General features: G+C 65.1%; 12 protein-coding genes. 5 read left to right on the top strand and 7 right to left on the bottom strand.

All coding sequences use genetic code 11. From position 1 onward, the window contains the following. Positions 1 to 573: 573 nt before the first annotated feature. Both GGR38_RS20130 and GGR38_RS20125 read left to right on the top strand, forming a co-directional pair. Positions 574 to 3,024 (top strand): TonB-dependent receptor plug domain-containing protein, encoded by a 2,451-nt coding sequence (locus GGR38_RS20130; protein ID WP_183628121.1) that lies wholly within the window; start codon positions 574 to 576, stop codon positions 3,022 to 3,024. A 133-nt stretch (positions 3,025 to 3,157) separates the two neighbouring features. Further along, positions 3,158 to 6,067, top strand: coding sequence for an amidohydrolase family protein (locus tag GGR38_RS20125; protein WP_425497076.1), 2,910 nt, complete (start codon positions 3,158 to 3,160; stop codon positions 6,065 to 6,067). A 4-nt stretch (positions 6,068 to 6,071) separates the two neighbouring features. On the opposite strand, the gene GGR38_RS20120 is transcribed toward GGR38_RS20125, so the two are convergent. Beyond that, positions 6,072 to 6,602, bottom strand: coding sequence for a helix-turn-helix domain-containing protein (locus GGR38_RS20120; RefSeq protein ID WP_221227175.1), 531 nt, complete (start codon positions 6,600 to 6,602; stop codon positions 6,072 to 6,074). Positions 6,603 to 6,665: 63 nt separating this feature from the next. On the opposite strand from GGR38_RS20120, the gene GGR38_RS20115 reads away from it, so the two are divergent. After that, a complete protein-coding gene (locus GGR38_RS20115) occupies positions 6,666 to 7,577 on the top strand; it encodes a DMT family transporter (protein WP_183628115.1) in 912 nt (303 codons plus the stop codon). Here GGR38_RS20115 and GGR38_RS20110 read toward each other — a convergent pair. Both GGR38_RS20110 and GGR38_RS20105 read right to left on the bottom strand, forming a co-directional pair. Further along, positions 7,540 to 7,959 carry a thioesterase family protein gene (locus GGR38_RS20110; RefSeq protein WP_183628113.1) on the bottom strand — a complete coding sequence of 140 codons (420 nt, stop codon included), beginning with the start codon at positions 7,957 to 7,959 and terminating at the stop codon, positions 7,540 to 7,542. The two genes, GGR38_RS20115 and GGR38_RS20110, sit on opposite strands and share 38 nt — an antisense overlap. After that, the gene (locus GGR38_RS20105) at positions 7,956 to 9,656 is read right to left on the bottom strand and encodes a PQQ-dependent sugar dehydrogenase (RefSeq protein ID WP_183628111.1); all 1,701 of its coding nucleotides are present in this window, start codon (positions 9,654 to 9,656) and stop codon (positions 7,956 to 7,958) included. Before GGR38_RS20105 ends, GGR38_RS20110 begins: the two co-directional genes overlap by 4 nt. 186 nt (positions 9,657 to 9,842) lie before the next feature. On the opposite strand from GGR38_RS20105, the gene GGR38_RS20100 reads away from it, so the two are divergent. Both GGR38_RS20100 and GGR38_RS20095 read left to right on the top strand, forming a co-directional pair. Continuing rightward, positions 9,843 to 10,445, top strand: a complete 603-nt coding sequence (locus GGR38_RS20100) for a GlcG/HbpS family heme-binding protein (RefSeq protein WP_183628109.1) — start codon at positions 9,843 to 9,845, stop codon at positions 10,443 to 10,445. A gap of 46 nt (positions 10,446 to 10,491) precedes the next feature. Next, positions 10,492 to 11,646, top strand: coding sequence for an AI-2E family transporter (locus tag GGR38_RS20095; RefSeq protein WP_183628107.1), 1,155 nt, complete (start codon positions 10,492 to 10,494; stop codon positions 11,644 to 11,646). Positions 11,647 to 11,652: 6 nt separating this feature from the next. Here GGR38_RS20095 and GGR38_RS20090 read toward each other — a convergent pair whose 3' ends face one another. From GGR38_RS20090 to alr, 4 genes are read right to left on the bottom strand one after another with little or no spacing between them, the layout of a single operon-like run. Then, complete coding sequence (locus tag GGR38_RS20090; RefSeq protein WP_183628105.1) at positions 11,653 to 12,216, bottom strand: DsrE family protein; 564 nt, start codon at positions 12,214 to 12,216, stop codon at positions 11,653 to 11,655. Between the two features lie 60 nt (positions 12,217 to 12,276). Then, positions 12,277 to 12,621: a RidA family protein gene (locus tag GGR38_RS20085; RefSeq protein WP_183628103.1), complete on the bottom strand. Its 345-nt coding sequence runs from the start codon at positions 12,619 to 12,621 to the stop codon at positions 12,277 to 12,279. A gap of 14 nt (positions 12,622 to 12,635) precedes the next feature. Next, complete coding sequence (locus GGR38_RS20080; protein WP_183628101.1) at positions 12,636 to 13,886, bottom strand: D-amino acid dehydrogenase; 1,251 nt, start codon at positions 13,884 to 13,886, stop codon at positions 12,636 to 12,638. After that, positions 13,883 to 14,986 (bottom strand): alanine racemase, encoded by a 1,104-nt coding sequence (gene alr, locus GGR38_RS20075; protein ID WP_183628099.1) that lies wholly within the window; start codon positions 14,984 to 14,986, stop codon positions 13,883 to 13,885. The genes GGR38_RS20080 and alr overlap by 4 nt, the downstream gene beginning before the upstream one ends. Positions 14,987 to 15,025: the final 39 nt, after the last annotated feature.

The raw sequence follows: 15,025 nt of genomic DNA, 5'->3' as shown, positions 1-15,025 counted from the left end.
TTGCACCCCGCAAATTTGCAATCACTGCATTGGCGTGATGATATTGCTCTTGCCGGTATAAAAGGTTGATTGCTTCAACCAAGTCGCCTGCCTGCGCGAATTGTGCTGCCACACCCCCCAATGTTGCCCCTTTGCGCTGTTTTCACAAACGCGTGTCGTGCCGCGCCTGTTGCTTGGTGAGGTAGCCTTTCAGGCAATACGTCAATCTGCGCTGCCCTCTTGTTTGACACCCTGCGGCCAGTGTGAAACTTTTTGGACAAGTGTGAAGGATTGAGCATTTGTCAAACCGCTCGATCCCCTTCTCACGGCAGGGAGGATGCCCCCGCAAGGCAGGCCAAGCCAACCAGACAGGGGGAAATATGGAGCAAGCATCGACCGGCCGCGACCTTCCGCAAGGCGCCCCATCGCAACATCGGGCCCTTTGCGCGGCCGGTATGAATACTTCCAATAAAACCGCGCCGATTACGCATTAGAGGCGTTCGCGTCTGCGCGCTTATTTCGCCCGCCAGCCATTCGGTTCTCATCCGACAATGAAATGCGCCGCGCCTGCCTGCGGCAACAGGGGACATAGCCATGAACATCCGCGCCAAAGACATCCGCCATGGGCGCAATCTTGCCCTAACCGCCTCCTGCGCGCTGGCCGCTTTGGCCGGTCCTGCGCTGGCTGCCGATGGGGAGCCGGATGCGGGCACGATCATCGTCACCGGCACCCGCCAGGTCGCCCGCAGCGCCACCGAAAGTTTGGCGCCGATTGACGTGCTGTCCACCAAGGATCTTCAGGCCAGCGGCAAGCAATCGGTGCGCGACCTACTCGGCACGCTGGTCCCCTCGATCAACGTGTCGAACAGCGGTGCGGGCGCCAGTTTCGCGGTCAAAACCCTGTCGCTGCGCGGGCTTGCGGGCGATCATGTGCTGATCCTGGTCAACGGCAAGCGCCGCCACAACACCGCCACGATGTTCATCAACGGCACCACGCAGAACGGCCAGTCGCCCGCCGACCTTGACCTGATCCCGTCCAATTCCATTGCCCGTGTCGAGGTGCTGCGCGATGGCGCCTCGGCGCAATATGGTTCGGACGCGATCGCGGGCGTGGTCAATGTCATCCTGAAGGAAGACACTTCCGGCACGGCCACGATGCTGGGCGGCACAACCAAGGACGGCGGGGGAGAGACCGGGCGCATCTCGGTCGACAAGGGCTTCAAGCTGGGCGAGGCGAGCCTGCATCTGTCGGCCGAGAGCTGGCTTCAGGCGCGTACGATCCGCTCGGCCTCCAATCCGGGCCAGTTCTACGCCCGCGTGGGCCAGCTCTACAGCGCCACCACCGGCGCGCTCGACCCGCGCGAGGCCACCGTCGACCGCAATGTCAACAAGGCGGGCCAACCGGCCAGCGAGGGCTTCAACCTTGGCTATGACCTCAATATCCCGGTCGGCGCGGTCAAATTTTACAGCTTCGGCACGTTCAGCCACCGCAACAATGACGCATGGCTGACCTATCGCTTCCCCGACGCCTCGAACAACATCCCCGAGATTTACCCCAACGGCTATTCGCCCCATCTGCATATCAGCGACCATGACTATCAGGTGACGGCGGGCATCAAGAGCCAGAAGGGCGCCGCGATCAATTTCGACTTCTCCTCCTCCTATGGCGTCAGCCTCGTTTCGCTGGTGGAAAGCACCGCGCTCAATGCCTCGATGGGGCCAAACAGCCCGACTACCTTCTATATCGGGCGCACCAAGAGCACCGAATGGACCAACAATCTCGATCTGCAAAAAGACGTCAATCTGGGCCTTTATCAGCCGCTCTCGGTGGCGATCGGCGCGGAATATCGGCAGAGCACCTATGGCATCGAGGCGGGCGAGGCGGCCTCCTATATCGATGGCGGCTATAAATCGACCACCGGGGCCAATACGGGCGTCTTGCGTACCAGCGGTTCGCAGGGTGTGACCGGTTTTGCCCCCAGCATGGCGGGAAGCTGGAAGCGCAAGGCGTGGAGCGCCTATGTCAACCTCGAACAGAAAATTCTGCCCGGCGTCGAAGTCGCGCTGGCCGGACGCCATGAGGATTATTCCGACTTTGGCAAAACCGACACGGGCAAGATCTCGGCCCGTATCGAACCGGCCAAGGGCTTTGCCCTGCGCGGCACGCTCAGCACCGGTTTTCGCGCGCCCACGCTGCAACAGCAGCATTATTCCTCGGCCAGCACGATCAATGTCAGCGGCGTGCTGCTGCCCGTCTCGGCCCTGCCGGTGGATTCGGCGGCGGGCATCGCGCTGGGGGCCAAGCCGCTCAAGCCTGAACGGTCCACCAACTACTCGCTGGGCTTCGTTTTCAATGCCATCCCCCGCTTCAACCTGACGGTGGACGCCTATCAGATCAAGCTGAAGGACCGCATCCTGCTGTCCTCCACGCTGCAAGGCGCGGTGGTGCGCTCGGTGCTGGCGGCGGCGGGGATCACCTCTTCGGCGGGCGGCTTCTATTTCGGCAATTCCACCGACACGCGCACGCGCGGCATTGACGTTGTGGGCACCTATCGCGCCGACCTTGGCGATCTGGGCAATGCCAATCTCAGCCTCTCGGCCAATTTCACCGAGACGGTGTTTACCCGTGTCGATTCCGTCCCGGCGGTGCTGTCCTCGGCGGGGTTGGTGCTGATCGGGCGCGACCGTCAGGGCGACTTTACCGTGGGCACCCCGCGCAACAAATTCATCGCCAATGTCGCCTGGGAAAAAGGCCCGGCGGCGATCAACCTGCGCGCCACCCGCTATGGCAGCGTGACCCAGGTGAACGCCAGCGCGGCCGGGCCTGATGCGCGGATCGACCCCAAGGTTATCTTCGATCTCGATGCCAGTTATAAGCTGACCAGCGGCATCAAGATCGGCGTGGGGGCGAACAATATGTTCAACATCTATCCCAACACCTTGCCCACCTCGCTTCAGGGCAACGGCTTCTCGCTTTACAACGCCTATTCGCCCTATGGGGTCAGCGGCGGCTTCTATTACGCCCGTCTCAGCTTCGGTTTCTGATGATATTTGCGGGGCCGCCTATCATGGCGGCCCCGCGTCTTCTTGCGTGGAGTATCCCATGAATTTCGCCAAGCGCCCCCTCCTTTGGGCCTCGCCTGTCGCGCTGGCCCTTGCGCTGTTCGGGGCGCCCGCGATGGCCGCGCCCGCCAATCTGCCGCCGCCCGCCAATTTTCCACCACCGGGAGGCGAAACTCCGCAAGCCTTCGATGTCCACGCGGGCACATCCTATGCCGTCGCCGCCTCGCCCGATGGGCAATGGCTGGCCTTCGACCTTCAGGGCAGCCTCTGGACCATCCCGGCCAAGGGCGGCGAGGCCAAACGCATCACCGACTATTTCAACGATGCGCATCTGCCCACATGGTCGCCGGACGGATCGCGGATTGCCTATTACGCCTATCGCGACGGCGATTATGACCTGTGGACCGCGCGCGCCGATGGCAGCGACGCGCGCCAATTGACCCATGGCGAATTCGACGACCGCGAACCCAGCTGGTCGCCTGACGGCAAGACCATCGCCTTTGCCAGCGAGCGGGGCGGCGGCTATGACATCTGGACCATCGACATTGCCAACGGGGCGCTGACCCAACTGACCAAAGGCCCGCGAGAGGACCGCGCACCCGCATGGTCCGCCGACAGCGCCACCATCGTCTTTTCCGGCGCAGGCAGTCTCTATTCCGTCCCCGCGCATGGCGGGGAAGTGACCCCCCTTCGCACTGCCCCAACGGGCGCCCGCTATGACAGCCCCTCGCTGTCGCCCAAGGGCGAGTTGGCCTATGTCGTGGCCGATGGCGCGGGCAGCCATCTGGAAATCGACGGCAAGGCGGTGTCAGGCAAGGAGAATGTCTTTCCGTTCCGCGCGACATGGGTGGGGGGCGATGCCTATTACATTTCCGACGGGCTGATCCGCCGCCGCAATGGCGCGAAACTGGCCACCATCCCCTTTACCGCGCGGCTGGAGGTGGTGAAGCCGGTTTACACCCGCGCCAAACGTGATTTCACCAGCACCGCCCCGCGCCGTGTGCTGGGCATTCAGCATCCCGCGCTTTCGCCTGATGGGGCGCAGATTGCCTTCATCGCGCTGGGCGATCTCTATGTCGTCCCCTCGACGGGCGGCAAGCCGCAAGCCCTGACCCATGACGAGGCGCTGGAGGCCGATGCCGCATGGTCGCCCGATGGGCGCAGCCTTGCCTATACGTCCGACAAGGGCGGCGGCTTGCCTCAAATCTGGGTGCGCGATCTGGCCACCGGCAAGGACCGGCAGGTGACGAGCAGCCGCAACCAGCCTTTGGGCGCGGCATGGTCGCCCGATGGGCGGCGCATCGCCTTCCTCGATACCGACGGCCGCTGGGGCGTGGCGGGGCTGCAGGTGGTGGATGTGGAGAGCGGGGTGATGACCCGCCTGCAACCCAGCCTGCCGCAGCCGGGCAAGCCGACGTGGAGCCCGGATGGCCGCTATGTCGCGGTCGCGCTGTCCAAACCCTATTCCACCAGTTTCCGCGAGGGCAACAACCAGATCTGGATGGTGCCGAGCGACGGAAAAGGCGCGCCCTTCTGGCGCGATGCGGACAAGGCTTCGCTCGATTCGCGTGGCGGTGGCGGGCCGGTGTGGTCGCCCGATGGGCAGAAGATGGCGGGCATTCAGGATGGCGTGCTCAAAATCTGGCCGGTCGCGCCCGATGGCACGGCGCTTGGCTCTCCGCGCGCCTATACGTCCGAAATCTCACATTATCCGACATGGAGCAGCGACGCGAAATCCGTGCTGTTTCAGGCGGCGGACAAGCTGAAGATCGTGAGCGTCGAGACCGGCGCGATCCGCGAGGTGCCGCTCGACTTCACCTATACGCTGGCCATTCCCAAGACGAAAATCGTCATCCACGCAGGCGGTCTGGTCGATGCGGTGAAGGATGCCACGCAGGCCAACAAGGATATCGTGATCGAGGGCAACCGCATTGCCGCGGTGCTGGATCATGACCCCAGGAACTACGCGGGCGCCGACAAGGTGATCGAGGCGCCGACCCTGACCGCGATTCCCGGCCTGATCGACCATCATGCCCATGCGCAGAAGGATTTCGGGGCCAATCTGCATCTGGCGTGGCTGTCCTATGGCATCACCACGGTGCGCGATCCGGGCAACCAGCCCTATGACGGGATCGAGGACCGCGAGGCATCCGAGGCGGGCGTGCGGATCGGGCCGCGCATCTATACCACCGGGCCGCTGCTGGAATGGCGGCGGGTGTTTTACCGGATGGGTGTGGCGGTGTCCGGCCCGGCGCATCTGGAGCGGGAAATCGTGCGCGCGCGGGCGCTGAAATATGACCTCATCAAATCCTATGTCCGCATGCCCGATTTCGGTCAGCGGCGTCTGGTCGAGGCGGCGCATGACATGGGCGTGCCGGTGGCCACGCATGAGATCTTCCCCGCCGCCTATACGGGCGTCGATAATACCGAGCATCTGGGCGCAACCAGCCGGCGTGGTTTTTCGCCCAAGCAGGGGCCGCAGGGCAAGGTCTATGAGGATGTAATCCAGTTGTTCGGCCGTTCGGGCCGCACGCTGACGCCGACCAATTTCGGCTCGATCAACATTTTCCTTGCCAAGCATCCCGAATTTCGCCGCGATCCGCGCCTGTCGCTCTATCCCGAATGGGCGCGCAAGACGGTCAGCGAGGGCGAGGCTTTGCCGCCTGCCTTGCTGTCGATGCAGGCGGGGCAGTTGGAGGGGCTGAAGGCCATGAAGGCGGCAGGCACTCTGGTTACCGCAGGCACCGACACGATGATCGCCCCCAATCTTCAGGCGGAAATCTCCTCTTATGTCGATGGTGGGTTCACCCCGTTTGAGGCGCTGCAGACCGCTACGGTCAATTCGGCCCGCGCGCTCAATCTGGACGCGGGCACGATCGAGCCGGGCAAGCTGGCCGACATTGCGCTGGTCGAGGGCGATCCGCGCAAGGATATTGCCGCGACCTTCCGGGTGAAACAGGTCATCACCAATGGCCGCCCCTTTACCGTCGAGGAGCTGATCGCCAAGGCGCAGCGCAAGCCGTGAGAGGTTACAACACGCTGTTGCGCAGGAAATGCGTCACGTCCTCGCCCGCATTGGCATAGGCATAGTGCTGATCGCTGGCAAAGACGCGGAACTCGCCGGGGTTCAGCAGGACCGTCTCGCTCTCCAGTTCAAGGGCGAGGCGGCCCTGCGTGACATAGATGATTTCGTGCCAACCGGCCGGGTCGGGTTCGGCCTGATAGCGATGCCCCGGCGCCAGCGACCAGACCCAGAGCTGGGCCTCTTTTTGCGCGGGCGCGCTGCCCAGCAACAGGGCGAAATCGGCCGGATCGGCGCCGCGCCACATGGCTTCGTTGACGTTGCGCATCTCGGCGCCGGGGCCTTTGACCATGGCCGTGAAATCGACCCCCAGCGCGATGGCCAGCCTGTCGAGACTGGCAAGGCTGACATTGGCCTCGCCATTTTCAACGCCCACGATCATCCGGCGGCTGATGCCCGAGGCATCGGCCAGCGCCTGCTGGCTCATCCCCGCAGCATGGCGGAAACGGCGCAGGTTCTGGCTGACGTGGACGAGCACATCGGATTGAGATCCGTGCGATTTAGGGTTGTGCAGTATATTGCTCATTGCTAGTTGTGCATTATGTTGCACATCGCCGCCCAAGACAAGCCCCAGCGCAAGCCCGCATCATGGTCGATCAGCCGCGAGGAAATGGTCCTTATCGGCATCACCATGCTGTGGGGCACAACCTTTCTGATCGTCCACACCGCGATGCAGTACAGCGGGGCGCTGTTCTTTGTGGGCCTGCGCTTCATGGTGGCGGGGGCGGGGGGCTGGCTGCTGTTTGCCCGCACGATGCGCGATCTCAACCGCCGCGAACTGGGCGCGGGGGCGTTGATCGGCTTTGCGATCTTCCTTGGCTATGGCCTGCAAACCTACGGCCTGCGCACGATCACCAGCAGCCAGTCGGCCTTTATCACCGCGCTTTATGTGCCGATGGTGCCGCTGCTGCAACTGGTGGTGCTGCGCCGGATGCCGCATATCATGAGCTGGATCGGGATCGCGCTGGCCTTTGCCGGACTGATCCTGCTGGCCGGGCCAAAGGCGGGGCATATTGGCCTCAGCACCGGCGAGATGGCCACTTTGCTCAGCGCCGTCGCCATTGCCGCCGAGATTATCCTGATCAGCCGCTTTGCCCATGGCGTGGACAGCCGCCGCGTTACGGTGGTGCAATTGCTGGCCGCCGGATTGTTTTCCCTGGCCGCCATGCCGCTGGCGGGCGAGGGGGTTCCTGCCTTCTCGCCGGTCTGGCTGGTGGCCGGTGTCGGCCTTGGCCTTGCCAGCACCTTGATCCAACTGGCGATGAACTGGGCGCAAAAGACGGTGTCGCCCACGCGCGCCACGGTGATCTATGCGGGCGAGCCGGTGTGGGGCGGGATCGTCGGGCGCATCGCGGGCGACAGGCTGCCCGCGCTGGCCATGCTGGGCGGGGTGCTGATCCTTGTCGGCGTGCTGGTCAGCGAGTTGCGCGGTTCTGCTCAAGACGCTCCATAAAGTGCTCGGTGTCGATGATCGCGCGGCGGTGCCTGCCTTCGCCGATCAGGCCGGATTCGTCATAACAGGCCACGCGAAACTCCAGCCTGCGCCCCTCTGCCGCGATCAGCTCGACCTGCGCGGTGATGGTCGCGCCCGCCAGCGTGGCGGCGATATGGCTGATATCGACATGCGTGCCCACGCTGCACTGGCCGGGCGGCAGATGGGGGCGCAGCGCCAGAATGCAGGTGTTTTCGATAAAGCCCACCATCATCGCCGTGGCCAGCACCGGGGGCATATCGGCAAAACCGGCCCAGTCGGGCGTGACATGGGGCACGGTGTGGCGCTCGGCCACGACCATGCTTTCCTGATGCGTGAGGCCCGGTATCATGCCCCGTGTCATGGATGCGCCAGCGTCCAGACATAGGCCGCCACCGCCTTTACATCCGCCGCCGAGAGCGCCGCCCCGCCCAGCGCGGGCATGGCGCCGCTGGCCTTCTTGGGCTTGTCCACGCCCTTGGTGATCGTCGCGGCCAGCCCTTCGGGCGAACCGTCGCTCCACAGGAACTCCGGCCCGATCAGCGATCCGCCCGCCATCGACCCGCGCCCGTCGCTGCCATGGCATCCCACGCAGGTCCCGCCCTTGGCCTGACCCAGATAGATGGCGCGGCCCTGCGCGATCTGCTGCGCGGTGATTCCGGCGGGCAGGCTGCGCCCGGCGGCGCTGGCCTCTGCCGCCTTCGCCTCGACCTTGCGCGCAGGCGTCAGCGGCGCATTGGCCGCCCCGCGATAGGTGACGCGCCAGATCCGCCCGCGCACATCATCGGCAATATAGAGCGCGCCATCCGGCCCTACCGCCAGCCCGGCGGGGCGATGCTGCGCGCGGCCCGGCTCTTTGAATCCCCCGGCAAAACCATCGGCAAAGCGGATCCATTTCCCGCTCGCCTTGCCCTCGCGCAGGGGCTGGAAAGCCACGAGATAGCCATCCTGCGGCGCGGGCGCGCGGTTCCATGAACCGTGAAAGGCGATGAAGGCGCCCTGCTGATAGGCGGCGGGAAAAGCCCGCCCGGTGTAGATCGCCACATCATTGGGCGCCCAATGCGCGGGGAAGGCCGCCACAGGCCTATCCTTGCCTGCGCAGGCGCCCTGCGCCTTGCCGTCGCCGCCATATTCGGGGGCCAGCTTGTGGCGGTTTTCAAACCCGTCGAAATAACAGGTCGGCCATCCGAAATCGGCGCCCTTGTGGGGCGAGAACAGGATTTCGGCGGGCAGTTCGACGCCCTGCTGCTGCGTGTAATACTGGCTCCAGTTCTGACCCAACTGGTCGCGGCCATGCTGGGTGGCGAATATCCGGCCCGCGCTGTCAAAGGTGATCCCGCCGGTGTTGCGGATGCCGGTGGCCCAGCGCGCCTCGGGGCCGAAGGTCTGCCCGGTCTTGTCCGCGCGATAGGCCCAGATCCCCGCGCGCGTCAGCGCCTCGGTGCAGGGGGCAAGGCCCTTGGCGCCGGGTTGGCGGTTGGGGCTTTCGCAGGCATTGCTGGCCGAACCGGAATTGACCAGCAGCGTGCCGTCGGCCTGAATGGCAAAGGGGTGCATCGGGTGATCGCCCGAGAGCGGCAGTGCGCTCACGACAGTCGAACCCGCGCCCGCCGGGGCCAGCGCGCCCGGCTTCATCGGATAGCGCATGATCGTGTCATGCTCCTCGACAAACAGCGCGCCATGCCACAGGGCGATGCCGGTTCCGCCATGGCCGCCCTTATCCTCGCTGGCGCCAAAGCGCGCGGTGCGGTCGGCCACGCCGTCGCCATTGCTGTCGCGCAGGGCGATGACAAAGCCGCCGCCGGGCGCCGCCGGCGCATTGCTGAAATAGCGGCCCGACCATGAATTGACATAGACCGTGCCATCCCCCGCCACGGTCAGGTGGCGGGTATGCCCCAGTTTGTCGGCAAAGACCGTGGCGCAGAAACCGGGCGGCAGCGACAGGCCGCCATTGTCCTTTGCGCATCCGGTCCCCGGCGCTTTTCCGGCGGCGGTCAGAGCATAGGTGCCACACAGCAACAGCGGGGCAGCCAGCAGGGCGGCGCGGAAAGCAAGACGCATGGATCCATTCTCCGGGTATCAGGGTGTGCTTCGCATATCAGCCTGCGGCTTGGCGCGAAAGGTCCTGCTGCGCGCCCGTGCCGGGCTGCTTGTTTTGAATTGGCGTTGCCGCGCTTGTGATCGCCGGGATTGCTTCTGCGCCCCCTATTTGGCGAACAGACAACTGGATGGCGAGGAGAACAGATCATGCGGGCAAAGTCCTTTGCGGCGCTGGCGCTGGTGATAATGGCGCAACCGGGCCATGCCCAGACCGAGGCGCGCAACACCACGCCCCCCAGCCCGCAATCCATGCCCGGCGACTATTTCGACATTCCTCAAAGCGCCCAGTTGAAGGTCCCCCTGGGCCCGCCCGCCGGGGGCAGGGGGCAGCAGGCCTCGCGCCCCGCCTCCTCGCTCAGCCAGGCCCTGGCGACGATGGCGGCGCAGGCGGCGCTGGCCTCCTGCGCTGCCGATGGCTATGCGATCACCGTGGCCGTCACCGATGCGCAGGGCCATCTGAAGGCCGCGCTGGCCGCCGACGGCACGCGCGAGAATGGCATTTACATGGCCATGCACAAGACCTTGACCGTGGTCGGCTTTCGCATCTCAACGCTGGAATTGCGGCAAAGGATCGAGAAGGACCCGGCGCTGCTCGATCAGGTGAAGCCCAATATGTCGCTGCTGCCCGGCGGGGTGCCGATCTTTGGCCATGGCGCATTTCTGGGCGCCATCGCCACCAGCGGGGCCAGCGCCCATATCGAGGAAAAATGCGCCGCCGACGGCATCGCGGGCATCGCGTCACAGTTGTAATCTGCAATATCTGGCGCAAGGCGCGGGCTTGGGTTAGCCTGTGGCCATGCATGACGAACCCCACGCTGCGCGCCCCGGAACCTGGATTTCGCCCAAGCCCCACGCGTGGCGGCGGGAGCAGAGGATCGCGGCGCTGGTGGCCATTGCGCTTCTGGCGCTGGCGGGGTGGTGGACGCTGCGGCCCTTTCTGCATGCGCTGGGCTGGGGTGGGATTTTTGCCGTCTCGCTCTGGCCGCTTTATCAGCGCTGTGTGCGCCGCTGGCCAAGGGGGCAATCGGTGGCGCTGCCCGCCGCTTTTACGCTGTTCATCCTGCTGATCTTCGTCATCCCGCTGGTGATGGTGGCCAATGCGGTGTTTCACGACACGATCTCGCTGGCGCAATGGCTGGCCGTTGCGCGGGTGCAGGGGGTGCCTGTGCCCGAAGTGCTGCACCATCTGCCCTATGGCGAGCAGGCGGCGGCATGGTGGCAATCGGCGCTGGGCACGCCCGAAGGGATCAGCCGCCTGTCGCAACATGCCGGGCCTTCCTCGGGCCTGTCGCTGGGCACGGGGGAAAAGATCCTTGGCGGATTGGCGCATCGGCTGCTGCTGGTGGGCTTCATGCTGATGACGCTCTTCTTCCTGCTGCGCGATGGGCAGAGCGTGGCGCAGGCGATGCGCGTGGCCACCCGCCGCGCCTTTGGCCTGCCGGGCGAGAATGTGGCCGATCAGGCGGTGCTGGCCATTCGCGGCACGGTCAACGGGCTGGTCATCGTCGGCTTTGGCGAAGGGCTGATACTGGGCGTGATCTATGGCCTTGCCGGGGCAAGCCATGCTGCGCTTCTGGGGCTGCTGACGGGCCTGCTCTCGGCGATCCCGTTCGGGGCGACGGTGGCGGTGGTGGTGGCCGCGGCCATTCTGGTGGCGGGGGGCAAGCTGTGGGCGGCTGCCATTGTTGCGGTGATCGGGCTGGCGCTGGTCTTTATTGCCGATCATTTCGTGCGCCCGGTGTTTATCGGCGGATCGACCCGCCTGCCCTTCATCTGGGTGCTGCTGGGCATTCTGGGCGGGGTTGAGGGCTGGGGGCTGATCGGGCTGGTGATGGGGCCTGCGGTGATGGCAGTGCTGATGCTGCTCTGGCGCGAATGGATCGGCGCGGTGAAAGGCCCGCTCAACCCCGTGCGCGGCGAAAGCGCGGCGGCGGAGCGGGCCGAGAGCTGAGGCGGATCAGTTGTTCAGCACGGCGTATCCGTCATTGGCATAGGTGATCTGCACCAAGGTTGCCGCCTCGGCCACCTCGATGCCGGGCAGGAGCTGATCGCGGGCAATGTTGCGCCCCGCCGCCCACTGGCCGCAGACCATCATCCGCACGCCCGCCTGACGCAGCGCGTTGAAGATCGCCTTGTTTGGATTGTCGATATTGTATTTCCTGCGATATTCCGCGTCGGTCAGCACCGCTTCGGCCGCCGCTCCATAGAGGATCATCGCAAAGGAAATATGTGAGGCCGGCACTTTGGCCGCGATCAGCCCGTTAAGCTGCAAGGCCACCCGCCCAAACGCGGGCAGGGGCCGGGCCGGAACGGGCGCGCCGGTCGACGCGCTGAACAGCGCCTTATAGCTGCGCTTGGGGTCGCGGGTGACGGCGGCGCCGGGAATTTCGACATAGCCGCTGCTGCCAGCGATGGCGGGCGGGGTGGGTGCGGGCCATACTCTGGCGTCTGCCGCATGAGCCGCCAGCGGAGCGCCCAGCGCGGCCAGAATAGTGATAAAACGCAATGTGATATCCATCATGGTCTTGATCTCCCAAGACCATGATGGGGCATGGGCGGCCTATACTCAAGCCGCCATTTCTTACGCCTTGGCGGCGGTGACGATGATCTCGACCTTGTAATCGGGCGTGGCCAGTTTCGATTCGCCGGTCGCGCGGGCCGGGGGGGCAATATCGGCCACCCATGCATCCCACACCGCATTCATCGCGGCAAAGTCGGCCATATCGGCCAGCCAGATCTGCGCCATCAGCATATGCGCCTTCGAACTGCCCGCCTCGGCCAGCAGCCGCTCGATTTCGGCCAGCACGGCCTGCGTCTGCTCGGTGACGGTCTCGCCTTCTTCGCATTGGCCCGAAAGATAGATCGTGTCGCCATGGATCACGGCCTGGCTCATGCGCTTGCCGGGTTCGATACGGGTAATGGTCATGGGGTCGGGTCCTTTTAATAGCGCGAGAGCGCGAGGTCGGCGGTTTCGATGGCCGGAGTGCGCGCGCTGATGATGTCGGCGATGACATGGGCCGAACCGCAGGCCATCGTCCAGCCCAGCGTGCCGTGGCCGGTGTTGAGGAACAGATTGCCGATGCGCGTGGCGCCGATGACGGGCGTGCTGTCGGGCGTCATCGGGCGCAACCCGCACCAGAAGGACGCGGCGGAAAAATCGCCCGCTCCGGAAAAGAGCGTTCCGGCGGAATGTTCGAGCGTGGCGCGGCGGGCCTCGGGCAGATCCATGTTGAAACCGGAAATTTCCGCCATGCCGCCGATGCGGATACGGTCGCCAAGCCGGGTGATCGCCACCTTGTAGCTTTCGTCCAGCAGGGTCGAGACGGGGGCCAGCGGTTCATCGACAATCGGCACGGTCAGCGAATAGCCCTTGACCGGATAGACCGGGACTTTCAGGCCCAGCGGCCGGACCAGATGGGGCGAAAAGCTGCCCATGGCCACTAGATAGGCATCGGCGGTGACGGGGCCGCGATCAGTATCGACGCTTGTGATGCGTCCGCCTTCCTCGACGATGCGGGCGATGCGCGTGCCGGTCATGAATTCGACGCCCGCCGCGCGCGCCATCTCGGCCAGCGCATTGGTGAATTTGAAGCAATCGCCCGTCTCGTCATTGGGCAGGCGCAGGCCCCCCGCGATCGGCGCGGCGCTGCCCGCAAGGCCCGGTTCGGCGGCGATGCAGCCCGCCTTGTCCAGCACCTCGAACGGCACGCCATCGGCTTTGAGCACGGCGACATCCTTGGCAATGCCTGCCAACTGGCTTTCTTCGCGGAAAAGCTGGAGCGTGCCCTGCATCCGCTCATCATAGGTGATGCCAGTCTGGGCGCGCAATTCGATCAGGCAATCGCGGCTGAATTCGGCAAGGCGCACCATGCGGCTCTTGTTGATGGCATAATCGCGCGCGTTGCAATTGCCCAGCATCGCCACCAGCCATTTGAGCATCGCCATATCCGGGCGCGGGCGCAGGATCAGCGGCGCATGCTGCATCATCAGCCATTTGACCGCCTTCATCGGAATGCCGGGCGCGGCCCATGGCGAGGCATAGCCGGGTGAAATCTCGCCTGCATTGCCGAAACTGGTTTCCAGCGCAGGCCCGTCCTGCCGGTCGATCACCACCACTTCATGGCCCGCCTGGCGCAGATACCATGCCGACGTGACACCGATGACGCCGCTGCCAAGGACTGCGATTTTCATGGAACAAGGCTTTCGCTCAGGGCTGCCGCGCCGATGTATTGGCGCTCGTGACGGCGGCTCAATTGGGTCAGGATTTCATAGGAGATGGTGCCGGCGTCAGCCGCCACATCATCGATGGTCTGGTGCGGGCCGATCAGTTCGACCGGGGCGCCGGGGTAGAGATGTTCGCCCGGCACATCGGTGACATCGAGCGTGAAGCTGTCCATCGAAACGCGGCCGATGATAGGCGCGCGATGGCCAGCGATCCACGCCGCGCCGCGATTGCTCAGCGAGCGGGGCCAGCCATCGGCATAGCCGACCGGGATCGTGGCAATAGTGCTCTCGCGCGCGGTGTGAAAGCTCATGCCATAGCCGACGCCCGCGCCCTTGGGCACCTTGCGCAATTGGGCAATCGCACTTTCCAGCGCGACCACCGGGCGCATCGGGTTGGGGCCAACCTTGGGCGCGCCGCCATAAAGCGCGATGCCGCCGCGCACGAGGTCGAAATGACCGCGCTCCAGAAAGCATCCGCCGCTGTTGTCGAGCGCGCGGGGGAGGCCGGGGAAACGCTCGGCTATGGTGCGGAAGCGGGCCGCCTGATCGGCGTTGGCGGGGTGCTCCGGCTCATCGGCGCAGGCCAGATGGCTGATGAGGAAGCCCAGGTCGAGCCATTGCGCCATGGCGGGGTCGGCCAGATATGCGTCGATCTCGGCGGCCTCCATCCCCATGCGCGACATGCCGGTGTCGATCTGAAGGATCGCGGGCAGGGGGCGGCCCAGCGCCCGCGCCAGATCGGCCCAGCGCCGCGCCTGATCGAGTGAATTGAGCACAGGGATCGCCCCGAGCGCCTCGCATTCGGCCTCCTGACCCGGCAGCAGACCGTTGAGGACATAGACCGGCACGCCCTTGGCCATCAGCGGCTGCGCTTCGCACAGCAGTGCGACGAAGAGATGGCGGCAACCCTGCGCCAGCAGCACATCGGCCACGAGCGCCGAACCCAGTCCATAGCCATCGGCCTTGACCACGCCCCCCACTTGCGCGGGGGCCACGGTATGGCGCAGCAGCCGATAATTGGCCGCCAGCGCACCCCAGTCGATTGTCAGCTTTGCTCCTGCGCCCATCTGCGCCTCCACGAAATTGCGTGGGCCGATGCTATCGCA

The sequence above is a fragment of the Novosphingobium sediminicola genome (assembly GCF_014196525.1).
Taxonomy (GTDB): Bacteria; Pseudomonadota; Alphaproteobacteria; order Sphingomonadales; family Sphingomonadaceae; genus Novosphingobium; species Novosphingobium sediminicola.
Note: the sequence above shows the minus strand (reverse complement) of the source record. Positions and strands in the feature narration are given on the sequence as shown.